We start from the raw sequence: 17,034 nt of genomic DNA on the forward strand, positions 1-17,034 counted from the left end.
GCCATCATGATCAATTCCGATCCGCCGACCAGCCCAGCCGCCGCTGACGAGGCCGTCGAGGAGGTCGTCGCGCAAGGGCCGTCCGGCGCGATCGTGCTCGCCGGCATCGCCACGGCCTGCGTGGTCGCGATGTGGCTCGCGTTCTACCTGTTCGTCTTCCTGCCGCGCGGGTCGCTGCAATGAGCACTGAGCAAAGCCATGCGAGCGCCGAGGTCGCCGCCCGCGTCGAGCGGCGCTGGGCCACCATCGCCGTGATCATCATCGTCATGATGGCGCTGCTGGCGGCATTCGCCGGCATCCATCGCGCGACCATGCCGCAGCCACGCGTCGAGATCATCGATCCGTCGCGAATCCATCTGTTCGGCGAGTTCGTCGAGAGCAATCTCGGCAGCGTGCTGGAGGCCAATGGCGCGGTCACGGTGCGTGCGATCGGCCAGCAATATTCCTTCACGCCGGCCTGCATCGTGGTGCCCGCCGATACGCCGATCACGCTGCGCGCCACCAGCGCAGACGTCGTGCACGGCATCCTGATCCAGGGCACCAACGTCAACACCATGCTGGTGCCGGGCTACGTCTCCGAGCAGCTGATGCGCTTTACGAAGACTGGCGACTATCTGATGCCCTGTCAGGAGTTTTGCTCCTTTGGCCATGAGGGCATGTGGGGCAAGGTCAAGGTGATTGACAAGGCTGACTTCGCCAATCGCGCGAAGAGCGGCGGGAGGCTGAGCTGTGTTGGTCAATAGGAAGCTCATCCTCTCCCATTTCTGGTTTGCCTTTGCTGTGTTCGGCGTCGCGCTGACGCTCGGCGCCTGGCAGATGTTCATTCGCAGCCCGATCGGGACCTGGCTGTCCAATCCCGAGCTCTATTACCGTTCGCTCACCGCGCACGGTACGGTGATGGGCTACGTGTTCCCGACCCTGGTGGCTATGGGCTTTGGCTATGCCATCAGCGAATCCGCGCTGGAGCAGCGCCTGGTCGGCGTGCGCTGGGCCTGGGCCGGTTTCTGGCTGATCGTTGCCGGCAGCATCATGGCCGTGATCCCGATCGCGCTCGGCCGTGCTTCGGTGCTCTACACGTTTTATCCGCCGCTGATCGGCAACGTCTTCTACTACCTCGGCGTCGTGCTGGTCGTGGTCGGCTCCTGGATCTGGGTCGCGCTGATGTCGATCAATCTGCGCGTCTGGCGAAAGGCCCATCCCGGCGCGCCGGTACCGCTGGCGATGTTCGCCAATGTTGCCGGCTCCTATCTGTGGGCCTGGACCGCGGTCGGCGCCGCGCTCGAGCTGCTGCTCCAGATCATTCCCGTCGCGGCAGGACTGAAGAACACCATCGACGCCGGTCTTGCGCGCATCTTCTTCTCCTGGACGCTGCACGCCATCGTCTATTTCTGGCTGATGCCGACCTACATCGCCTATTACACCATCGTGCCGCGCGCGATCGGCGGCCGGGTCTATTCCGACAGCATGGCGCGGATCTCCTTCATTCTGTTCCTGGTGGTGGCGATGCCAATCGGCATGCACCACACCTTTGCCGATCCGATGGTCGGCGCCGGCTTCAAGTTCATCCATTCGGCCTTCACCGCGCTGGTCGCGCTGCCGACCCTGCTGACGGTGTTCACTATCTGCGCGTCGGTCGAGATCGCTGCGCGGCTGCGCGGCGGCCACGGCCTGTTTGGCTGGATCAAGGCCCTGCCCTGGGACAACCCGATGATGCTGGCGCTGGCGTTCTCGTTCGTCATGCTCGGCTTCGGCGGCGCCGGCGGCCTCATCAACATGAGCTATCAGCTCGACGCGTCCATCCACAACACGCAATGGATCACCGGTCATTTCCACCTGATCTTCGGCGGCGCCATCGTGATCATGTATTTCGCGATCGCCTATGATCTGTGGCCGCATCTGACTGGCCGCGAGCTGATCGACCTTCGCCTGATGCGCACCCAGCTCTGGCTGTGGTTCGTCGGCATGGTCGTCACGACGTTTCCGTGGCACTGGGTTGGCATTCTGGGCATGCCGCGCCGCATGGCCTATTTCGACTTCGGCGATCCAGCCATCGCGCCGCAGGCGCTCTCCGTCACCCTCTCTGCTTTCGGCGGCTTTATTTTACTGGCGTCGGGCATCATGTTCATCGTCATCCTGGCGCGCGGCATGCGTGCGCCCCAGACCGAGGCCGGGCCGTACCGCTTTGCGCTGGCCTTGCATCAGCCAGTGACCGTTCCGGTCGCGCTCAACACGCACGCATTGTGGGTGGCGCTGATGATCGCCCTCACCATCACCAATTACGGCTATCCGATCCTGAATCTGGCGTTGAGTGAAGGCACCTCGGTGCCCGCCGTCTACGTGGGAGCGCAGTGATGAGCGCGCGCGACCTCTTCACCCTCCGCAACAGCCATTTCCGGATTGGTGTCGGCATCACCGCTGCGATCCTGATCGTCACAGCGATTGCCGGCTTCATCGTGCTGCCCTTCGCTCAGCCCTGGGTACAGTTCGCCAATGTCTGGGATGCTATCTGCAGCGCTGCCGGCGTGCCGCAGCGCGCGGCGAATGTGAAGGCGCCCGAACAGGCAAAACGCCTGTCCGAGGTCGTGCTGACCTCGCATACGCTGGCGCGTCCGAGCCAGGAAGCGATCGGCCGCGGCGCCACGCAGGCGCAGCGCTGCGCGATCTGCCACGGCCCGACCGGCATCAGCCGTGCGGACTCACCCAATCTCGCCGGCCAGTATGCCGCCGTGATCTACAAGGAGCTGCACGATTTCCGCTCCGGCGCGCGCAGCAATGCCGTGATGTCACCGTTCGCCGTGAACCTGACGGACGAGGAGATCGCCGATCTCTCGAACTACTACGCCTATTTGCCGAGGCTTCCCGCCTATCACCCGACGCCGCAACTGCCGAAACCCAACATCGTCGTTTACGGCGCGCCAATGCGCGGCATCGCGCCTTGCGGCGCCTGCCATGGCAGCCTCGACAACAAGACCGGCAGTCCGTGGCTCGAAGGCCAGTCCGAAGCCTACATGAAGGCGCAGCTCCATGCCTTCGCATCCGGCGAGCGCCGCAACGACATCAGCCAGCAGATGCGCAACATCGCGAGATCGATGACACCGCAGGAGATCGACCAGGCCGCGGCCTACTATGCCTCGCAGCCGCCTGATATCGTGAAGGCGGTGGATTGATCAGGACGACGCCAGCTTCGGCCGGCCGTAGATCGCATCCGCCCGCTTCTCGAACGCTGTGGAAAACCGCGCGAAGGCGGCATCGAACATCGAGCCCATCAGCATCGCAAGCATGCGGCTCTTGAACTCATAGGCGAGGAAGAAACCGACGTCGCAGACATCCTCACCCTCCTGTTGGCCTTTGGGCTCGAACGTCCAGCGGTTTTCGAGGTTGCTGAAAGGACCTTGCAGATATTCGACCAGGATCTTCAGATTGGCGCGGTCGAGCGTCACGCGGCTGGTGAAAGACTCTTTGACCAGCTTGAACGACACCGTCATGTCGGCGACCAGCACCTCGGTGCCATCGGGCTTCGCCATCCGCTGACGCACCTTCAGCGCGCTGCACAGCGGCACGAATTCCGGATAGCGCTCGACATCGGCGACCAGATCAAACATCTTGGATGCGCTGTGATTGACACGGCGCTTGCTCGAAAATTTGGGCATGGCGGTTCAGCGGGCGTTAGCTGCCCGAGCGGCCTTGAGTCTCGCAAAGTCCTCGCCGGCATGATGCGACGAGCGGGTGAGCGGGCTCGCCGACACCATCAGGAAGCCCTTGGTGTAGGCGATCTTCTCGTAGGACGAAAATTCGTCCGGCGGCACGTAGCGCATCACGGCGTGATGTTTGCGGGTCGGCTGCAGATATTGCCCGATGGTGAGGAAATCGACGTCGGCCGAACGCAAATCGTCCATCACCTGCTGCACCTCGTGGCGCTCCTCGCCGAGGCCGACCATGATGCCGGACTTGGTGAAGATGGTGGGATCGAGCTCCTTGACCCGCTGCAGCAGCCGGATCGAATGGAAGTAGCGCGCGCCCGGCCGCACCGTGAGATAACACGAGGGCACGGTCTCGAGATTGTGGTTGAAGACGTCGGGCCTCGCCGCGACGACGACCTCGAGCGCCCCCTCCTTGCGCAGGAAGTCCGGCGTCAGAATCTCGATCGTGGTCGAGGGACACGCGGCGCGGATGGCGCGGATGGTCTGCGCAAAGTGCTCGGCGCCGCCATCGGCGAGATCATCGCGGTCGACCGAGGTGATGACCACGTGGGCGAGGCCCAGCTTGGCGACGGCCTCGGCGACGTTCTGCGGCTCGGCTGCATCCAGTGCATTGGGCAGGCCGGTCTTGACGTTGCAGAAGGCGCAGGCACGGGTGCAGGTGTCACCCATGATCATGAAGGTCGCGTGCTTCTTGTCCCAGCACTCGCCGATGTTCGGGCAGCCCGCCTCCTCGCACACCGTGTGCAGACCATTCGCGCGCACGATGTTGCGGGTGTCGGCATAGCCGCGGGTGTTAGGCGCGCGCACGCGGATCCAGTCCGGCTTCGGCGGCGAAGCGGAATCGGGGCGGTTCACCTTTTCGGGGTGACGCGGGCGCAACGGGTTCGAGATAGTGTCGACAATAACGACCATGGGCTGTCCGGTCTGTTCAGGTCCTACCTAATCGGTCTGCTTGCCTGCCGCAACCCGGCTCGCGCCGCTTCAGGGAACATGGCAGATATGGGCAATATCCTGCTCTGTTCTCAGGCGATTCTCACCTCGAATGGCTCCAGCCTCGAAGACTTCCACACCACGGCTCGGCAAGCGGCTCAAGCGCGGCTTTTTCGACCGCAGCGTCCACGAGGTTGCGCCCGATCTGATCGGCACGACCATGCTGGTCGACGGCGTTGGCGGGATCATCGTCGAGGTCGAAGCCTATCATCATACCGAGCCTGCGGCGCACTCCTACAACGGCCCGACGCCGCGGAACCAGATCATGTTCGGCCCGCCCGGCTTTGCCTATGTCTACCGCTCCTACGGCATCCACTGGTGCGTGAACTTCGTCTGCGAGGAGGAAGGCTCGGCCGCCGCCGTGCTGATCCGCGCGCTGGAGCCGACCCATGGGATCGCCGCGATGCGCCGCCGCCGCAACGCGGTCGATGTGCACGCGCTGTGCTCGGGCCCGGGCAAGCTGACGGAGGCGCTGGGCATCACGATCGCCCACAACGCCCTGCCGCTGGACCGGCGGCCGATCGCGCTACATGCGCGGACGGGGGACCTGGAGGTCGTGGCCGGCATCCGGATCGGCATCACCAAGGCCGTCGAGCTGCCCTGGCGCTATGGCGTCAAGGGCTCGAAGTTTCTGAGCAAGCCGTTTCCCCGCTGATAGTCATTCCGGGGCGATGCGCAGCATCGAGCCCGGAATTTCAAGATTCCGGGTCTGGTCCTTCGGACCATCCCGGAATGACGATGAGGCTACGACGCCTGCTTCAACCGCTCCAGCGCCTCGAGCAGCTTGGCCTTGCGGGCCAGCGCCGCCTCGCGCTTTTCGCGCTCCTCCTCGACGACCTCTTCGGCCGCGTTGGCGACGAATTTCTCGTTCGCCAGCTTGGACTCGGCGCGCTTGATGTCGGCGTCGGCCTTGCCGATCTCCTTGTCGAGGCGCGTCCGTTCGGCCGCAACGTCGATCACGCCCTTCAGCGGCAACGCTGCCACCTCGCCGCGGACGAGCAGTTGAACGGCGCCGTCGGGCGCGCGGTCGGCGAAGGAAATCTCCGACAACCGCGCCATGCGCTTGATGACGTCGGTCCAGCGCGGCGCGCGTTCCTTCGTCTCAGCCGAGGCGCCAGAGAGCACCAGCGCCGTCAATGTTGCCGGCGGGATGTTCATCTCGGCGCGCACCGAGCGGATCTGCGTGACGAGGTCGATCACCCAGCCGATTTCGGCTTCAGCCTTGGGATCGGTGAAGTCGGCATGGTCGAAGATCGGCATGATCAACGCCGGCGAGATCAGCGGATCGGTCGGACCGGCTGCCGCGGCAAGCATCGCGAGTTGCTCCGGCGTCGGCTCGGCAGGCTTCAGCGGCCATTCTGCCAGAGCCAGCAGGCCCTCGCGCTTTGCCGTCACCTCCCACAGTTCTTCGGTGATGAAGGGCATGAAGGGGTGCAGCAGCTTCAGGATCTCGTCCCGTGCCCACGCCACCATGGCGCGGGTCTCGTCCTTGGCGGGGCTGTCCGGGCCGAGCAGCACGGGTTTTGCGAGCTCGACATACCAGTCGCAATAGACGTTCCAGACGAAGCGATAGATCGCGCCGGCCGCATCGTTGAAGCGATAGGCCTCGATCGCCTCGGTCACCTCACGCGTGGTGTGCGCGCTCTCATGCGCGATCCAGCGGTTCAGCGTCTCCTTCGCCTTCGCCGGCTCGAAACCCTCGGGCACGGCGCAGTGGTTCATCTCCGCGAAGCGGGACGCGTTCCAGAGTTTTGTCGCGAAGTTGCGGTAACCCTCGACGCGGCTGGTGGCGAGCTTGATGTCGCGTCCCTGCGCCGCCATCGCGGCCAGCGTGAAGCGCAGCGCGTCCGCACCATATTCGTCGATCAGACTGAGCGGGTCGATGACGTTGCCTTTCGACTTCGACATCTTGGCGCCCTTCTCGTCGCGGACGAGGGCGTGGATATAAATCGTCGAGAACGGCACCTCCTTCATGAAGTGCAGGCCCATCATCATCATGCGGGCGACCCAGAAGAAGATGATGTCGAAGCCCGTCACCAGCGCATTGGTCGGGTAATAACGCTGCACCTCGGGCGCATCTGCGGGCCAGCCGAGTGTCGAGAACGGCCACAGCGCCGAGGAAAACCAGGTGTCGAGCACGTCTTCATCACGCGTGATGAAGCCTTCACGCTTGTTGCGGTCGAGCGCCATCTCACGGCCCTGCTCGACCGTGATGACCTCCTGCTCGACGTAATAGCCGAGCGCGTGGCTGACGGCCTCTTCCTCGGTCTCGGCGACAAACACCTTGCCGTCAGGACCGTACCAGGCCGGGATCTGGTGGCCCCACCAGAGCTGGCGCGAGATGCACCAGGGCTGGATGTTCTCCATCCACTCGAAATAGGTCTTTTCCCAGTTCTTCGGCACGAACGAGGTCTCGCCCGAACGCACCGCCGCGATCGCTGGCTTGGCCAGCGTCTTGGCGTCGACGTACCACTGGTCGGTCAGGTAGGGCTCGATCACGCTGCCCGAGCGGTCGCCGTGCGGCACCATGTGGGTGTGCGGCTCGATCCGCTCGACGAAGCCGAACGACTCAAGGCGCTCGACGATGCGCTTGCGCGCAACGAAGCGATCGACCTTGTGAAACTCCTCGGCGAATTGCGAGGCACCTTCCGGCAGGTCGCGCAGATAGTCCTCGTTGTCGAGGAGATCGAGACAGCCTTCCCTGTCGAGCACGCTGATGCGGCGCAGGCCGTGGCGATTGCCGACTTCGAAGTCGTTGAAGTCGTGCGCCGGCGTCACCTTGACCGCGCCCGAGCCCTTCTCCGGATCGGAATAGTCGTCGGCGACGATCTGGACCTTGCGGCCGACCAGCGGCAGGACGATGTTCTTGCCGACCAGCTCTCGATAGCGCTCATCCTCGGGATGCACGGCAACGCCGGTATCGCCGAGCATGGTCTCGGGGCGCGTCGTGGCGACGACGATGAAGCTCGTGGGATCCTCGGGGTTGAAGGTCTTGCCCTCGATCGGATAGCGCAGATACCAGAGGTGGCCCTTCACCTCGGTCTGCTGCACTTCGAGATCGGAGATCGCGGTCAACAGCTTGGTGTCCCAGTTCACCAGCCGCTTGTCCTTGTAGATCAGTCCGTCGCGATGCAGCTCGACGAACACCTTGATGACGGCCTTGGACAGGCCCTCGTCCATGGTGAAGCGCTCGCGCGACCAGTCACAGGAGGCACCGAGCCGCTTGAGCTGGTTGATGATGGTGTCGCCGCTCTCGGCCTTCCACTGCCAGACCCGCTCCAGAAACTTCTCGCGGCCCATTTCGCGGCGACCGGGCTGCTGACGCTCCATCAGCTGCCGCTCGACCACCATCTGGGTGGCGATGCCGGCATGGTCGGTCCCGGGCTGCCACAGCACGTCGCGGCCGCGCATCCGCTCGAACCGGCACAGAATGTCCTGCAGCGTGTTGTTGAGGGCGTGCCCCATGTGCAACGAGCCCGTCACGTTCGGTGGCGGGATCACGATGGTAAAGGGCACCGCGTCGCGGCGGTCGGGGCGGCCGGCTTTGAAGGCAAGGCTGTCCTCCCACACAACGGACATGCGGGCTTCGATATCGGCGGGCTGGTAATTTTTCTCGATCATGGGCGCTAGAAAGCCGCGTGCGGGGGCCAAGTCAACGGAAAGCTCAGCGGCAACGAGGCTTCCCGGCCCGGTCGGGAGTCCGACGATGACCTGCAAGCGGGGCTTTATGAGGGCTCTGCGGCCTCCCCTACCTGCCGCCGCGCGAGACTCGCTCGATTTCGGCCTTCACGATGCGTTCAACAAGGCCCGGCAAATTGTCGTCGAGCCAGGATTTGAGCATCGGACGCAGCATCTCCTTGACCAGATCCTCCAAGGTCCGCGCATTGCTGCTGAGCACCGTGTGGGCCAGGGAGTTGAAGGCGGATTCGACCGCGGAGACGGTCGAATGCGCGAGCATCGGCTGCTGCGGCGGCAGCGGCGGTGCATCGAAGTCCACCGGCGCATAGGAGGGTGGCGGCGTCGGACGCGGCGGCGGCGATTCGGCGAATTCCAGGTCGTCGCGCGGCTCGACCCTGCGGAAGCTCGGCGGCGGCGGAGCCGGCGTCGGGTCCATCGCCATTTCATCGGTCAGTTCGAGCACGTCGGGCTCCGGCTCCGGCTCCGGCGTGCGGACCTCGGGCGCCGGCGTCGCCACATCGAGCCCGGCGAGCAGCGCGTCGATATCATCCTGGTTGTTGGAAGCATCCGCCGCCGGTGCGGGTGGCGGAGGCGGCGCAGGAGCCGGCTTTGCGGCCGGCGGCGGCGCGGGCTTTTCAGCGGCAGGCTTGGCGGCGGCAACCTTGGAGGGCGGAATGTCGTTCATCGCCTGCGGCTTCGGTGCCGGCGCGGCGGGAGCTGGTGCGGGCTTGGCGGCCTCCGCCGGCGGCGGCTTGGCCTCATCGTCGGCAATGATGCGCCGGATCGAGGCCAGAATCTCCTCCATCGAGGGTTCTGTGACCTTTGCAGGCTGCGTCATCTCCGACTCCACATGATCAACGCCCTCGCATGCGTTATTTTACACCAAGCACGACAGGATTGGCCGGTTCCGGACGGACGCCCCGACATTTTCGTCGCGGCAACCCCACTTGTCCCCAGTTCACGGCTCAACGTGCGGCGGCGCTCCCTGCCCCCGGTACTCAAGCTTTACGCACGCGACATCAGGTGCAGGGCGAATCGACCCGCATCTTCTTGGCAAGGCTATGTCAGGGATTTTGATGATTGCAAGCAAAGCACCGGTCGGCTTCGGCTCTTTGCGAGGCCGACCGGATAACTACGGGACTTTAGCGTCCGTCGGGCGTACGCACGCCCGTCCAGCTGTCGCGGACCTGCTGGTAGTGCACGCTGGGATCGTAGACCGTGGTGTTGAGACCGAGCACCTGCGGCGCCAGACGACCGACCGCGTTGAGCACCGAATAGGACGCCACCACGCGGTCATGCTGGGCCGTGACGAGCGCAACGCGCGCGTTCACCAGCGCCTGCTGCGCGTTGAGCACGTCGAGTGTGGTGCGCTGACCGGCCTTGGCTTCCTCGCGCACGCCGTTGAGCGCGATCTCGGACGCCGTGACCTGCGCCTGCGCGGACTTCACCTGCGCCTTGCCGGCTTCCAACTGGCCCCAGGCCTGCACGACATTGGCACGGGTTTGATCGCGAGTGGTTTCAAGATTGAGGCGCTGCTGCGCCAGATTCTCTTTCGATTGGCGGATGAGCGCATATTCTGCGCCGCCCTGGAAGATCGGAATGGAGGCTGTCGCTATCGCGGACGCCGTATTCGTTCGGAAAACCGACAGGGTCTGCTGATAAGCCGTGCTGACGGCAGCCTGGACGGTGACCGTGGGCAGCAGCGCGCCTTCGTTGATCTTGACCTGGAGATAGTTGACGTCGATGCCGTACATCGAAGCCGTGACGTTGGGATTCTCCACCAGGCTAAGATTGACCGCGGATGCGATCGTGTTGGGCAGGAAACGATCGACCGGGGAGCCCGGGGCAAGGTTCGTCGGCTCATTGCCGATGATGCGGCGGAAGTTCGCGCGCGTCGTCGTGAGGTTCGATTCGGCGGTCAGCGCTTGGGTCCTGCCGGCGGCCAGTTGCGCTTCGGATTGTGCCACGTCTGTGCGTGTGACCTCGCCGACGTTGAAGCGATCGCGCGTTTGCTTGAGTGTCTGTTCGAGCACGCGCACGTTGCTGCGCTGAACTTCGAGAGTTGCCGCATCGCGCAAATAGTCCATGTAGCTCGTGGCAGCCTGCAGCAGGACCGTCTGCTCGAGCACACGCAGCGCCTCGCGGGACCCGGAGACCTGGCTCTCCGCCGCGCGCGTCTTGTTGGCGGTCTGATTGCCGTTGTAGAGCGTCTGGTTGACGGTCAAGCTGGCGCTGTTGGACTGGGGGACACCATAGAACGGAGTGCCCTTCTGCGCCGCTTGGGTATCTTGATATTGATACCCGGTGCCGAGGGTCACATTGACCTTGGGGCGGTAGCCCGACAAAGCCTGAGGCACGTTTTCGTCAGTCGAGCGCACCTGGGCGCGTTGCGCGTTGAGCTGCGGATTGTTCTGATAGGCACGCACCAGCGCGGCCTCGATCGTGTCCGCCAAGGCAGGCGCCGACCCGGCCATCGCCAGCAGCAGGACCGAAACCGCGGCTCCGGTGAAGAGCTTCACCCCATGCATCCCAAAAATTCCGTTCATTCTAACGCCCGGCTCGTGCCCGCGAGCTAGGTTATCGTCAACCGAGTGGAGTCGTGGCCCCGCCGCAACATAGGACGCGGATGGGCGCGACGGAACTACCTCAAGGGAGTTCCCAGTGGAAACTCTTCACGTGCAGCATCCCGGCCACACTTCTGATTCAGAACGGGATTTTAACAGGCATCGGCCGTCAGAAGACGAAGGCTGCGGCCCGTTCGAGCCCGGGAAGGACCGGAGCCGCGGCATCGAACAGCGCCCGATGGCCGAATTCGCCGTGGGTATGGGTCACGATCATGGCCCGTGGCGGCCTGGATTCGGCAGACACCCCCACCAGACGGCCGCCGTCCTTGAGTTGCCCGAGCAGCCCTTCCGGCGTCACCTCGACGGCCCCATTGAGAATGATCACGTCATAGGGACCAGCGGAGGGATCGCCCTCGGCACAAGAAGCGGCCTTGCAGGTGACGTTGGCAAGCCCAAGGGAGGCACAGGCATCCCCGGCTTTGGCGGCCAGGGTCGAATCGGATTCGGTCGCAGTGACCTGGCGGGCGAGCTTGGCCGTCAGTGCGGCGAGATAGCCCGTGGCGCAACCGACCACCAGCACGTTGTCCGCCTCGCCGATTTCGGCGGCCTGAAGCAGCTTGCCGGTCAGCTGCGGCTTGATCAGGAAGCGCTTGGCGGCACCTTCGCTCACATCGAGATCGAGGTCGAGATAGGCCAATGCCTGTCTGGACTCCGGCACGAACACTTCGCGCGGAACCGTAAGCATGGCATCGAGAACATTGCGATCAGTGACGTCACTGGTGCGCACCTGGCCATCGACCATTTTGAGGCGCGCGGTCGAGAAACCGGACATTTGCGGACCCTGAAATGCGGACGACGCCGCGGAAGAAAGTTGGCGGCATCTTTGGAACATGCCCGGCCAAAACGCAACATGGCCGTTGGCCCTGCCAGCCAACGCTTCCGCAACTACCGCATCAGAGGGGGCGCTGGACTATTCGATTGTCACCGCGAGGCGGCCGATCAGAGCCGCGACCTCGTCCAGGCGCGCCGAATCGGGCGTCTCGACCGCGCGCGCCAGACAGGCGATGCATTCATCGTCGCTGAGCTCGGGAAGGTCGGCCGGCAGAATCGAGGGAGCGAGGTGGGCGCGGTCGATCTGGATGTCTGGCATGGGAATCAGCTCCGTAAGGGTCCGGCCCCCCGCAAAGCTCGATTCGAATTAAGTCGATTTGGCGCCGCCCCAATGACCGCGGTGGCGCTGCCGCACACATCTGCTTGAACACGATTCTGCGGAGGATTCGAGCGCGGATCGTCCTGAGAGATCGCCCGAACCGCATTGCGCGTCACATCAGGACGCAGCGTCAAGTCATTCAATTTATTGTTGAATTTGGCTCCCCGGGCTGGATTCGAACCAGCGACCATCCGATTAACAGTCGGAGGAATCGGCCCCACCTAAGCGGTTGAGCTGACTCTGTTTTATCGCAAAACGCCGTAGAAACACTGCAATAAAGGCCTTAATCGCTATCTACCACAAACCACTCAACTCCACTTGAAATCACTCCGGTGTGTGTGCATGGTCGTGTGCACGGAATTCGGAGGTCTCAACGTGAAACAGTTGATCAGCAAGACCACAGTGGATGCCCTGCCCGCCGGCGCCTTGCTGGTCGACACCAAGATTGACGGGTTCGTGGCCCGCAAGCTTCCGAGCGGGAAAGTCTCCTACGGCTTTCGGTATCGAAAGAACGGCAAACAATGGTGGCTGGCCCTAGGCGTTCACGGCCAGAGCGGCACCACGGCCGACACAGCCCGGGCCCAGGCCAAGGTTCTCCAAGGACAGGTTGCAGGTGGCAAGGATCCTGGCGCCGCTAAACTGGCTGAGCGAGAGAAGTCCCTCCAGGCGAAGCAGGCCGCTAAGAACACGGTCGACGCAGTGCTTGACCAATTCGTCAAACGGCACGTTGAGGGCCTGCGGAGCGCAGCCACGGTCAAGCAATGCCTCGACGACTACGTTCGCCCCAAGATCGGCAGCAAATCGATCTATGACCTGAAGCGTCGCGACATCGTGGAGATGCTGGACGCGATCGAGGGCAAGGATGGCGAGTTGGCCGTCACGGCTGATCGTGTCCTTGCTTACGTTCGCAAGGCCTTTAATTGGCAGATGGCGCGGGATGACGAGTTCACCTCCCCCATCGTCAAGGGGATGGCCCGCACCAAGCCGGCCGAGCGCGCTCGCGATCGCATTCTCGCGGACGATGAAATCCGCAGCCTGTGGAAAGCGCTGGACAGCACCGAGGCCGGCCCCGAGCCCTTCCGCAATCTGGTCCGCGTGTTGCTGCTGACGGCGCAGCGCCGCGACGAAATCGGCCTCATGCAGGCGCAGGAAGTCGACGGGGACACTTTCATCATTCCGGGTGAGCGCTACAAGACGGGCGAACTCAATGCCGTGCCTCTCACCGCCTCCGCTCGTCAATGGATGAGCGATCGGAAGTCCGGTTACGTATTTTCGACCACCGAGGGCGCAAGGCCATTCAGCGGCTACAGCAAGGCCAAGAACCAGCTCGACGCTGTGATCGCCAAGCAGCGAAAGGCGGACGGTCTGAAACCGATGGCAGAATGGCGCTTGCACGATCTACGCCGCACCGCGCGCAGCCTCATGTCTCGCGCCGGCGTAACCAGCGACATTGCGGAAATGGTGCTTGGTCACAAGCTGATGGGCGTCCGCCGCGTCTATGACCGTTATAGCTACGCCGCCGAAAAGCGAGACGCGCTTGAGAAGCTCGCGGGGCTCCTCTCAATCATCCTCAACCCGCCGGCGGACAATGTGGTCCAGATCGGTGCGCGCGCATGAGCGAGCATGAGAGTCTGTTCGAACTGTCTATTGCAATCCAACGGCTCCGCGGTGCGCTTGAAAACTCGGCTCTCCCGGCGAGGCGCCTCCAGGAACTGAGAAACCAGGCCGCTGATTTGAGCGACCAATGCTATTTCCATATCGGCTCGCTCTGGGTGAAGCCCAACGAAGCACGCGCGGCGAAGCTCAAGGAGGCAAAACTGGCCGAGATTGCGGCGTTGGAAGCACAGCTTGCTAACGTCAAACGCAAAGTCGGCAGACGCCCAACGGAAAGAGTTCCCGCAGGCGATCTGCACATCGCCATGCAGTACCTGAAGCAGCCAGCAACCGGACGAAATTCGGTGGAAATCTTGGTGAACACCGCCATAGGTCAAGGCGCGTATGGAGGGTGGAAAAACGTAAAGACGGATAAGGACGTCGGAACTATCGTCCGTCGCATCCGGCGGCTGATTAAGAAGATCGAAGAGGCTCGCTTGAATTAGCGTCCGAATAGCGTCCGGGCTATTCGATTCTCAACGCAAAACGACGCACTCATATTCGCACCCATCCGAAGCGTGCCGGTAACACCGGCCAACCCGATGGGTGAAAGATGGCAATACTTATTGACTGCAAGGCAGCAGCCAAACGCCTTTGCGTGGCTGAAGGCACGTTGTCGAATTGGCGCATCCAGGGAAAGGGTCCGCGGTTCGTCCGCATCGGTGGGAAGATCTGTTACCGCGACGAAGACATCGAGGCGTTCATTGCTCAAGGCGTTCGCCAGTCGACCTCCGAGACGGAGGCCGCTGCCTGATGTGCCGGAAAATGAAGAAGGCCGGCGCTGTGGGGACAGCGACCGACCTTCGGGATTCTGTTCAGGCGACCAGCACGAACAACCCGGAATCTAAATCGTCCCTCCTCGAACTGCAAGCCTGCCACCTAACCCGGCGGTGCGCGATCAGTTTTGCTATGGCCTCAATCGTGGCCCCCCTCCTCCATGGGGAGGCACGGTAATGCACCTAGAAGCACTCAAACAGCAAATCGATTGCATCCGCGATCATAGCCTCGCGCACTATGCACGCGGAGAGCAGGAAGAACTTGCCCGGCAATTCCGTGAAGCTGCACGCCTGATCGAGTCAAGCAGGACGGCCGAGTTTTTGGCGTCCTTGGTGCCCTCTAATCCCAAGGGGGCAGCATGAGCCGCGAAAAGCTCCCCAATTCTCGGCTGAACGAAACCCAGGAGTTTGACCGGGACGGCATCCACATCACCATGACGGTTGGCTTCTACAAAACCGGTGAGGTCGGAGAGGTATTTCTGAACGCCGACCGGTCTAATTCGATGCTGGATGTGTTGATGAGCGATGCTGCGATCCTGGCCAGTCTTGCCTTGCAGCACGGCGTCCCGCTTCGCACCATCACTCACGCTTTGAAACGGGACAAATTCGGCATTGCGTCGTCTCCGATCGGTGCGGCGCTCGACCGAATCTCAACGCCGGAGGTGCTTTAAATGAACAAGGCATTTCTCGCGCTGGGCCGGCTTAAAACCGGTGAGATGAACAAAACCGAGGCGGCCTACGACCTGCATCTGCAGGCGCAGTATCAAGCAGGCCTGGTTGTTTGGCACAGGTTCGAGGCCATCAAGCTCCGTCTAGCCGATAATACCTTCTACACGTCCGACTTTGCGGTGCTCGCCGCTGACATGGTGCTCGAGCTCCACGAGGTGAAGGGCTTCTGGAAAGACGACGCCAGAGCGAAAATCAAGATCGCCGCGGCAATGTATCCATTCCGCTTTATCGCAATGAAGCAGCGCGCCAAAAAGCATGGCGGCGGCTGGGAAGCGGAGGCGTTCTAGATGCGTGACATCAAAGAATGGTCCCCTCTTCAAACCAAATACACCATGATCGTCGCCAACGCGAAGTTCTACGCCTTCGCCGAGACGGCACAGGACGTCGGCGAGCTGATAGGCCTCGGACTGATTGGAAAGACCGAGGCTGCAGACCTCCTCCAGGAGATCGCAATCTATAATCAGCTCACGTTCGAGTACGGGCAGGACCGCATTCAGAAGGTCATGGCGGAGGGTCTCCGCGCATGAACGTTGCTGCAATGAGTAATCCGGCATTGGACCGGGTTGCGATCGCAAGAGACAAGGCAGGGCCTGGGTTCAAGCGCACAAATGCGAACGACCTCATGGCAATGGACTTCCCTGCCCTTAAGGCTGTCGTACCCGGCTATCTCTATGGTGGATTTACGGTGCTCGCCGGCAGGCAGAAGCTCGGAAAGACTTGGCTAGCGCTCGACTTCGGGCTGGCCGTCTGTTCGGGTGGAGTGGGCCTGGGCTCGATCGTTTGCGACCAAGGGGACGTGCTTTACGTCGACCTGGAGAACGGCCCCCGCCGGGTCCAATCGCGAATTAAGGCTCTCTTCCCTTATGACGGGGTGCCGGACCTATCGCGCCTCGAGTTTGTGACCGAAGCACCGGCTCTTAACAACGGCTTTATTGACCGGCTCGAGCACTGGCGCCTCTCGGTGCAAGATCCCCTCTTGGTCGTGATCGACGTGCTTCAGCGGATCAAGCCGCCCGGCAACAAAAACCAGAATGCCTATGAAAGTGACTATTCGATCTGGGCGCCCTTGCAGGTCTGGGCAACGAAGCACGGTGTTTGCGTGCTCGGTCTGCACCACACCAAGAAAGGCGGCGCCGATGACCCGCTAGAAGCCCTTTCAGGCTCCAACGGTCTGTCAGCCTGCGCCGACACCACCGTCGTCCTCGATCAGGACCAGAACGGCCGCACGCTCTACGTCCGCGGCCGCGATGTGGAGGAAAAAGAGACCGCTGTCGTCTTCAATGGTGGAGCTTGGTCGATCCTCGGAGAGGCCGCAGCCGTTAGGCGGAGCGTTACGCGTAACGTTACGCTCGACGCGATCAGGTGTAACGGCCAGCCCATGACGCCGGCCGAAATAGCCTCTGCCACCGGCGAAACCAGCAACAAAGTGCGTCAAATCCTCTTCCGAATGGCCAAAGCGGGAGAAGTTTACAAGATCCAAGGCCGTTACTGGGTTGATCCTGTGTACCCCAGTAACGAGCGTAACGCGTAACGGAGGCAACACATGATTGACCATCAGCCCGTTACGCGCGTTACGGCCGTTACACCTGTTACCCCCGTTACGGGCGTTAGGGGGGTATGGGTTTTGAAGGGATTGAGAAATGGTGAAGAGCGGAAATAGGACCCCAATAGCGGCCGGCGGAAGCGGCTCAGCGGTTCCAGTTGTCCCCTTGCGCGGTGCCGGTAGAATTCAG

General features: G+C 62.7%; 18 protein-coding genes and 1 tRNA gene. 11 read left to right on the forward strand and 8 right to left on the reverse strand.

Annotation, left to right across the window (positions count from 1 at the left end; genetic code table 11):
• Positions 1 to 6 precede the first annotated feature (6 nt).
• From WHZ77_RS17275 to WHZ77_RS17290, 4 genes are read left to right on the forward strand one after another with little or no spacing between them, the layout of a single operon-like run.
• A complete protein-coding gene (locus WHZ77_RS17275) occupies positions 7 to 183 on the forward strand; it encodes a hypothetical protein (protein ID WP_202633012.1) in 177 nt (58 codons plus the stop codon).
• Positions 180 to 743 carry a cytochrome C oxidase subunit II gene (locus WHZ77_RS17280; RefSeq protein WP_375309041.1) on the forward strand — a complete coding sequence of 188 codons (564 nt, stop codon included), beginning with the start codon at positions 180 to 182 and terminating at the stop codon, positions 741 to 743. Before WHZ77_RS17275 ends, WHZ77_RS17280 begins: the two co-directional genes overlap by 4 nt.
• Entirely contained in the window at positions 730 to 2,352 is a 1,623-nt protein-coding gene (locus WHZ77_RS17285) for a b(o/a)3-type cytochrome-c oxidase subunit 1 (protein ID WP_375309042.1), read from the forward strand. Before WHZ77_RS17280 ends, WHZ77_RS17285 begins: the two co-directional genes overlap by 14 nt.
• A complete protein-coding gene (locus WHZ77_RS17290) occupies positions 2,352 to 3,167 on the forward strand; it encodes a c-type cytochrome (RefSeq protein WP_375309043.1) in 816 nt (271 codons plus the stop codon). Before WHZ77_RS17285 ends, WHZ77_RS17290 begins: the two co-directional genes overlap by 1 nt.
• Here the strand turns inward: WHZ77_RS17290 and WHZ77_RS17295 are convergent, their stop codons facing one another.
• Positions 3,168 to 3,650, reverse strand: coding sequence for a type II toxin-antitoxin system RatA family toxin (locus tag WHZ77_RS17295; RefSeq protein ID WP_375309044.1), 483 nt, complete (start codon positions 3,648 to 3,650; stop codon positions 3,168 to 3,170).
• Positions 3,651 to 3,656: 6 nt separating this feature from the next.
• Positions 3,657 to 4,613 carry a lipoyl synthase gene (gene lipA, locus WHZ77_RS17300; RefSeq protein WP_143845138.1) on the reverse strand — a complete coding sequence of 319 codons (957 nt, stop codon included), beginning with the start codon at positions 4,611 to 4,613 and terminating at the stop codon, positions 3,657 to 3,659.
• Positions 4,614 to 4,743: 130 nt separating this feature from the next.
• Between lipA and WHZ77_RS17305 the strand changes: the two genes are divergently transcribed.
• A complete protein-coding gene (locus WHZ77_RS17305) occupies positions 4,744 to 5,346 on the forward strand; it encodes a DNA-3-methyladenine glycosylase (RefSeq protein WP_375309045.1) in 603 nt (200 codons plus the stop codon).
• An 89-nt stretch (positions 5,347 to 5,435) separates the two neighbouring features.
• Here the strand turns inward: WHZ77_RS17305 and WHZ77_RS17310 are convergent, their stop codons facing one another.
• The 6 genes from WHZ77_RS17310 to WHZ77_RS17335 all read right to left on the reverse strand — a co-directional run bounded on the left by WHZ77_RS17310 (position 5,436) and on the right by WHZ77_RS17335 (position 12,381).
• Positions 5,436 to 8,312 carry a valine--tRNA ligase gene (locus WHZ77_RS17310; RefSeq protein ID WP_375309046.1) on the reverse strand — a complete coding sequence of 959 codons (2,877 nt, stop codon included), beginning with the start codon at positions 8,310 to 8,312 and terminating at the stop codon, positions 5,436 to 5,438.
• A 127-nt stretch (positions 8,313 to 8,439) separates the two neighbouring features.
• A complete protein-coding gene (locus tag WHZ77_RS17315) occupies positions 8,440 to 9,207 on the reverse strand; it encodes a PopZ family protein (protein ID WP_375309047.1) in 768 nt (255 codons plus the stop codon).
• 304 nt (positions 9,208 to 9,511) lie between these two features.
• Positions 9,512 to 10,897: a TolC family outer membrane protein gene (locus WHZ77_RS17320; RefSeq protein ID WP_375309048.1), complete on the reverse strand. Its 1,386-nt coding sequence runs from the start codon at positions 10,895 to 10,897 to the stop codon at positions 9,512 to 9,514.
• Positions 10,898 to 11,102: 205 nt separating this feature from the next.
• Positions 11,103 to 11,765, reverse strand: coding sequence for a protein-L-isoaspartate O-methyltransferase (locus WHZ77_RS17325; protein WP_375309049.1), 663 nt, complete (start codon positions 11,763 to 11,765; stop codon positions 11,103 to 11,105).
• Between the two features lie 138 nt (positions 11,766 to 11,903).
• Positions 11,904 to 12,083, reverse strand: coding sequence for a hypothetical protein (locus WHZ77_RS17330; RefSeq protein WP_041748907.1), 180 nt, complete (start codon positions 12,081 to 12,083; stop codon positions 11,904 to 11,906).
• 217 nt (positions 12,084 to 12,300) lie between these two features.
• Positions 12,301 to 12,381: transfer RNA gene (locus tag WHZ77_RS17335), tRNA-Asn, on the reverse strand.
• 137 nt (positions 12,382 to 12,518) lie between these two features.
• Between WHZ77_RS17335 and WHZ77_RS17340 the strand changes: the two genes are divergently transcribed.
• The 6 genes from WHZ77_RS17340 to WHZ77_RS17365 all read left to right on the forward strand — a co-directional run bounded on the left by WHZ77_RS17340 (position 12,519) and on the right by WHZ77_RS17365 (position 16,832).
• Entirely contained in the window at positions 12,519 to 13,760 is a 1,242-nt protein-coding gene (locus tag WHZ77_RS17340; RefSeq protein WP_375309050.1) for a tyrosine-type recombinase/integrase, read from the forward strand.
• Complete coding sequence (locus tag WHZ77_RS17345; RefSeq protein WP_375309051.1) at positions 13,757 to 14,242, forward strand: hypothetical protein; 486 nt, start codon at positions 13,757 to 13,759, stop codon at positions 14,240 to 14,242. The genes WHZ77_RS17340 and WHZ77_RS17345 overlap by 4 nt, the downstream gene beginning before the upstream one ends.
• Positions 14,243 to 14,931: 689 nt before the next feature.
• Positions 14,932 to 15,243: a hypothetical protein gene (locus tag WHZ77_RS17350; RefSeq protein WP_375309052.1), complete on the forward strand. Its 312-nt coding sequence runs from the start codon at positions 14,932 to 14,934 to the stop codon at positions 15,241 to 15,243.
• Positions 15,244 to 15,588, forward strand: coding sequence for a DUF1064 domain-containing protein (locus tag WHZ77_RS17355; RefSeq protein ID WP_375309053.1), 345 nt, complete (start codon positions 15,244 to 15,246; stop codon positions 15,586 to 15,588). It begins immediately after the preceding gene.
• A complete protein-coding gene (locus WHZ77_RS17360) occupies positions 15,589 to 15,828 on the forward strand; it encodes a hypothetical protein (RefSeq protein ID WP_375309054.1) in 240 nt (79 codons plus the stop codon).
• Entirely contained in the window at positions 15,825 to 16,832 is a 1,008-nt protein-coding gene (locus WHZ77_RS17365) for an AAA family ATPase (protein ID WP_375309055.1), read from the forward strand. The genes WHZ77_RS17360 and WHZ77_RS17365 overlap by 4 nt, the downstream gene beginning before the upstream one ends.
• The last annotated feature ends 202 nt before the right edge of the window (positions 16,833 to 17,034 follow it).

Source organism: Bradyrhizobium sp. A5 (genome assembly GCF_042076515.1).
GTDB classification, from domain to species: Bacteria; Pseudomonadota; Alphaproteobacteria; order Rhizobiales; family Xanthobacteraceae; genus Bradyrhizobium; species Bradyrhizobium cosmicum.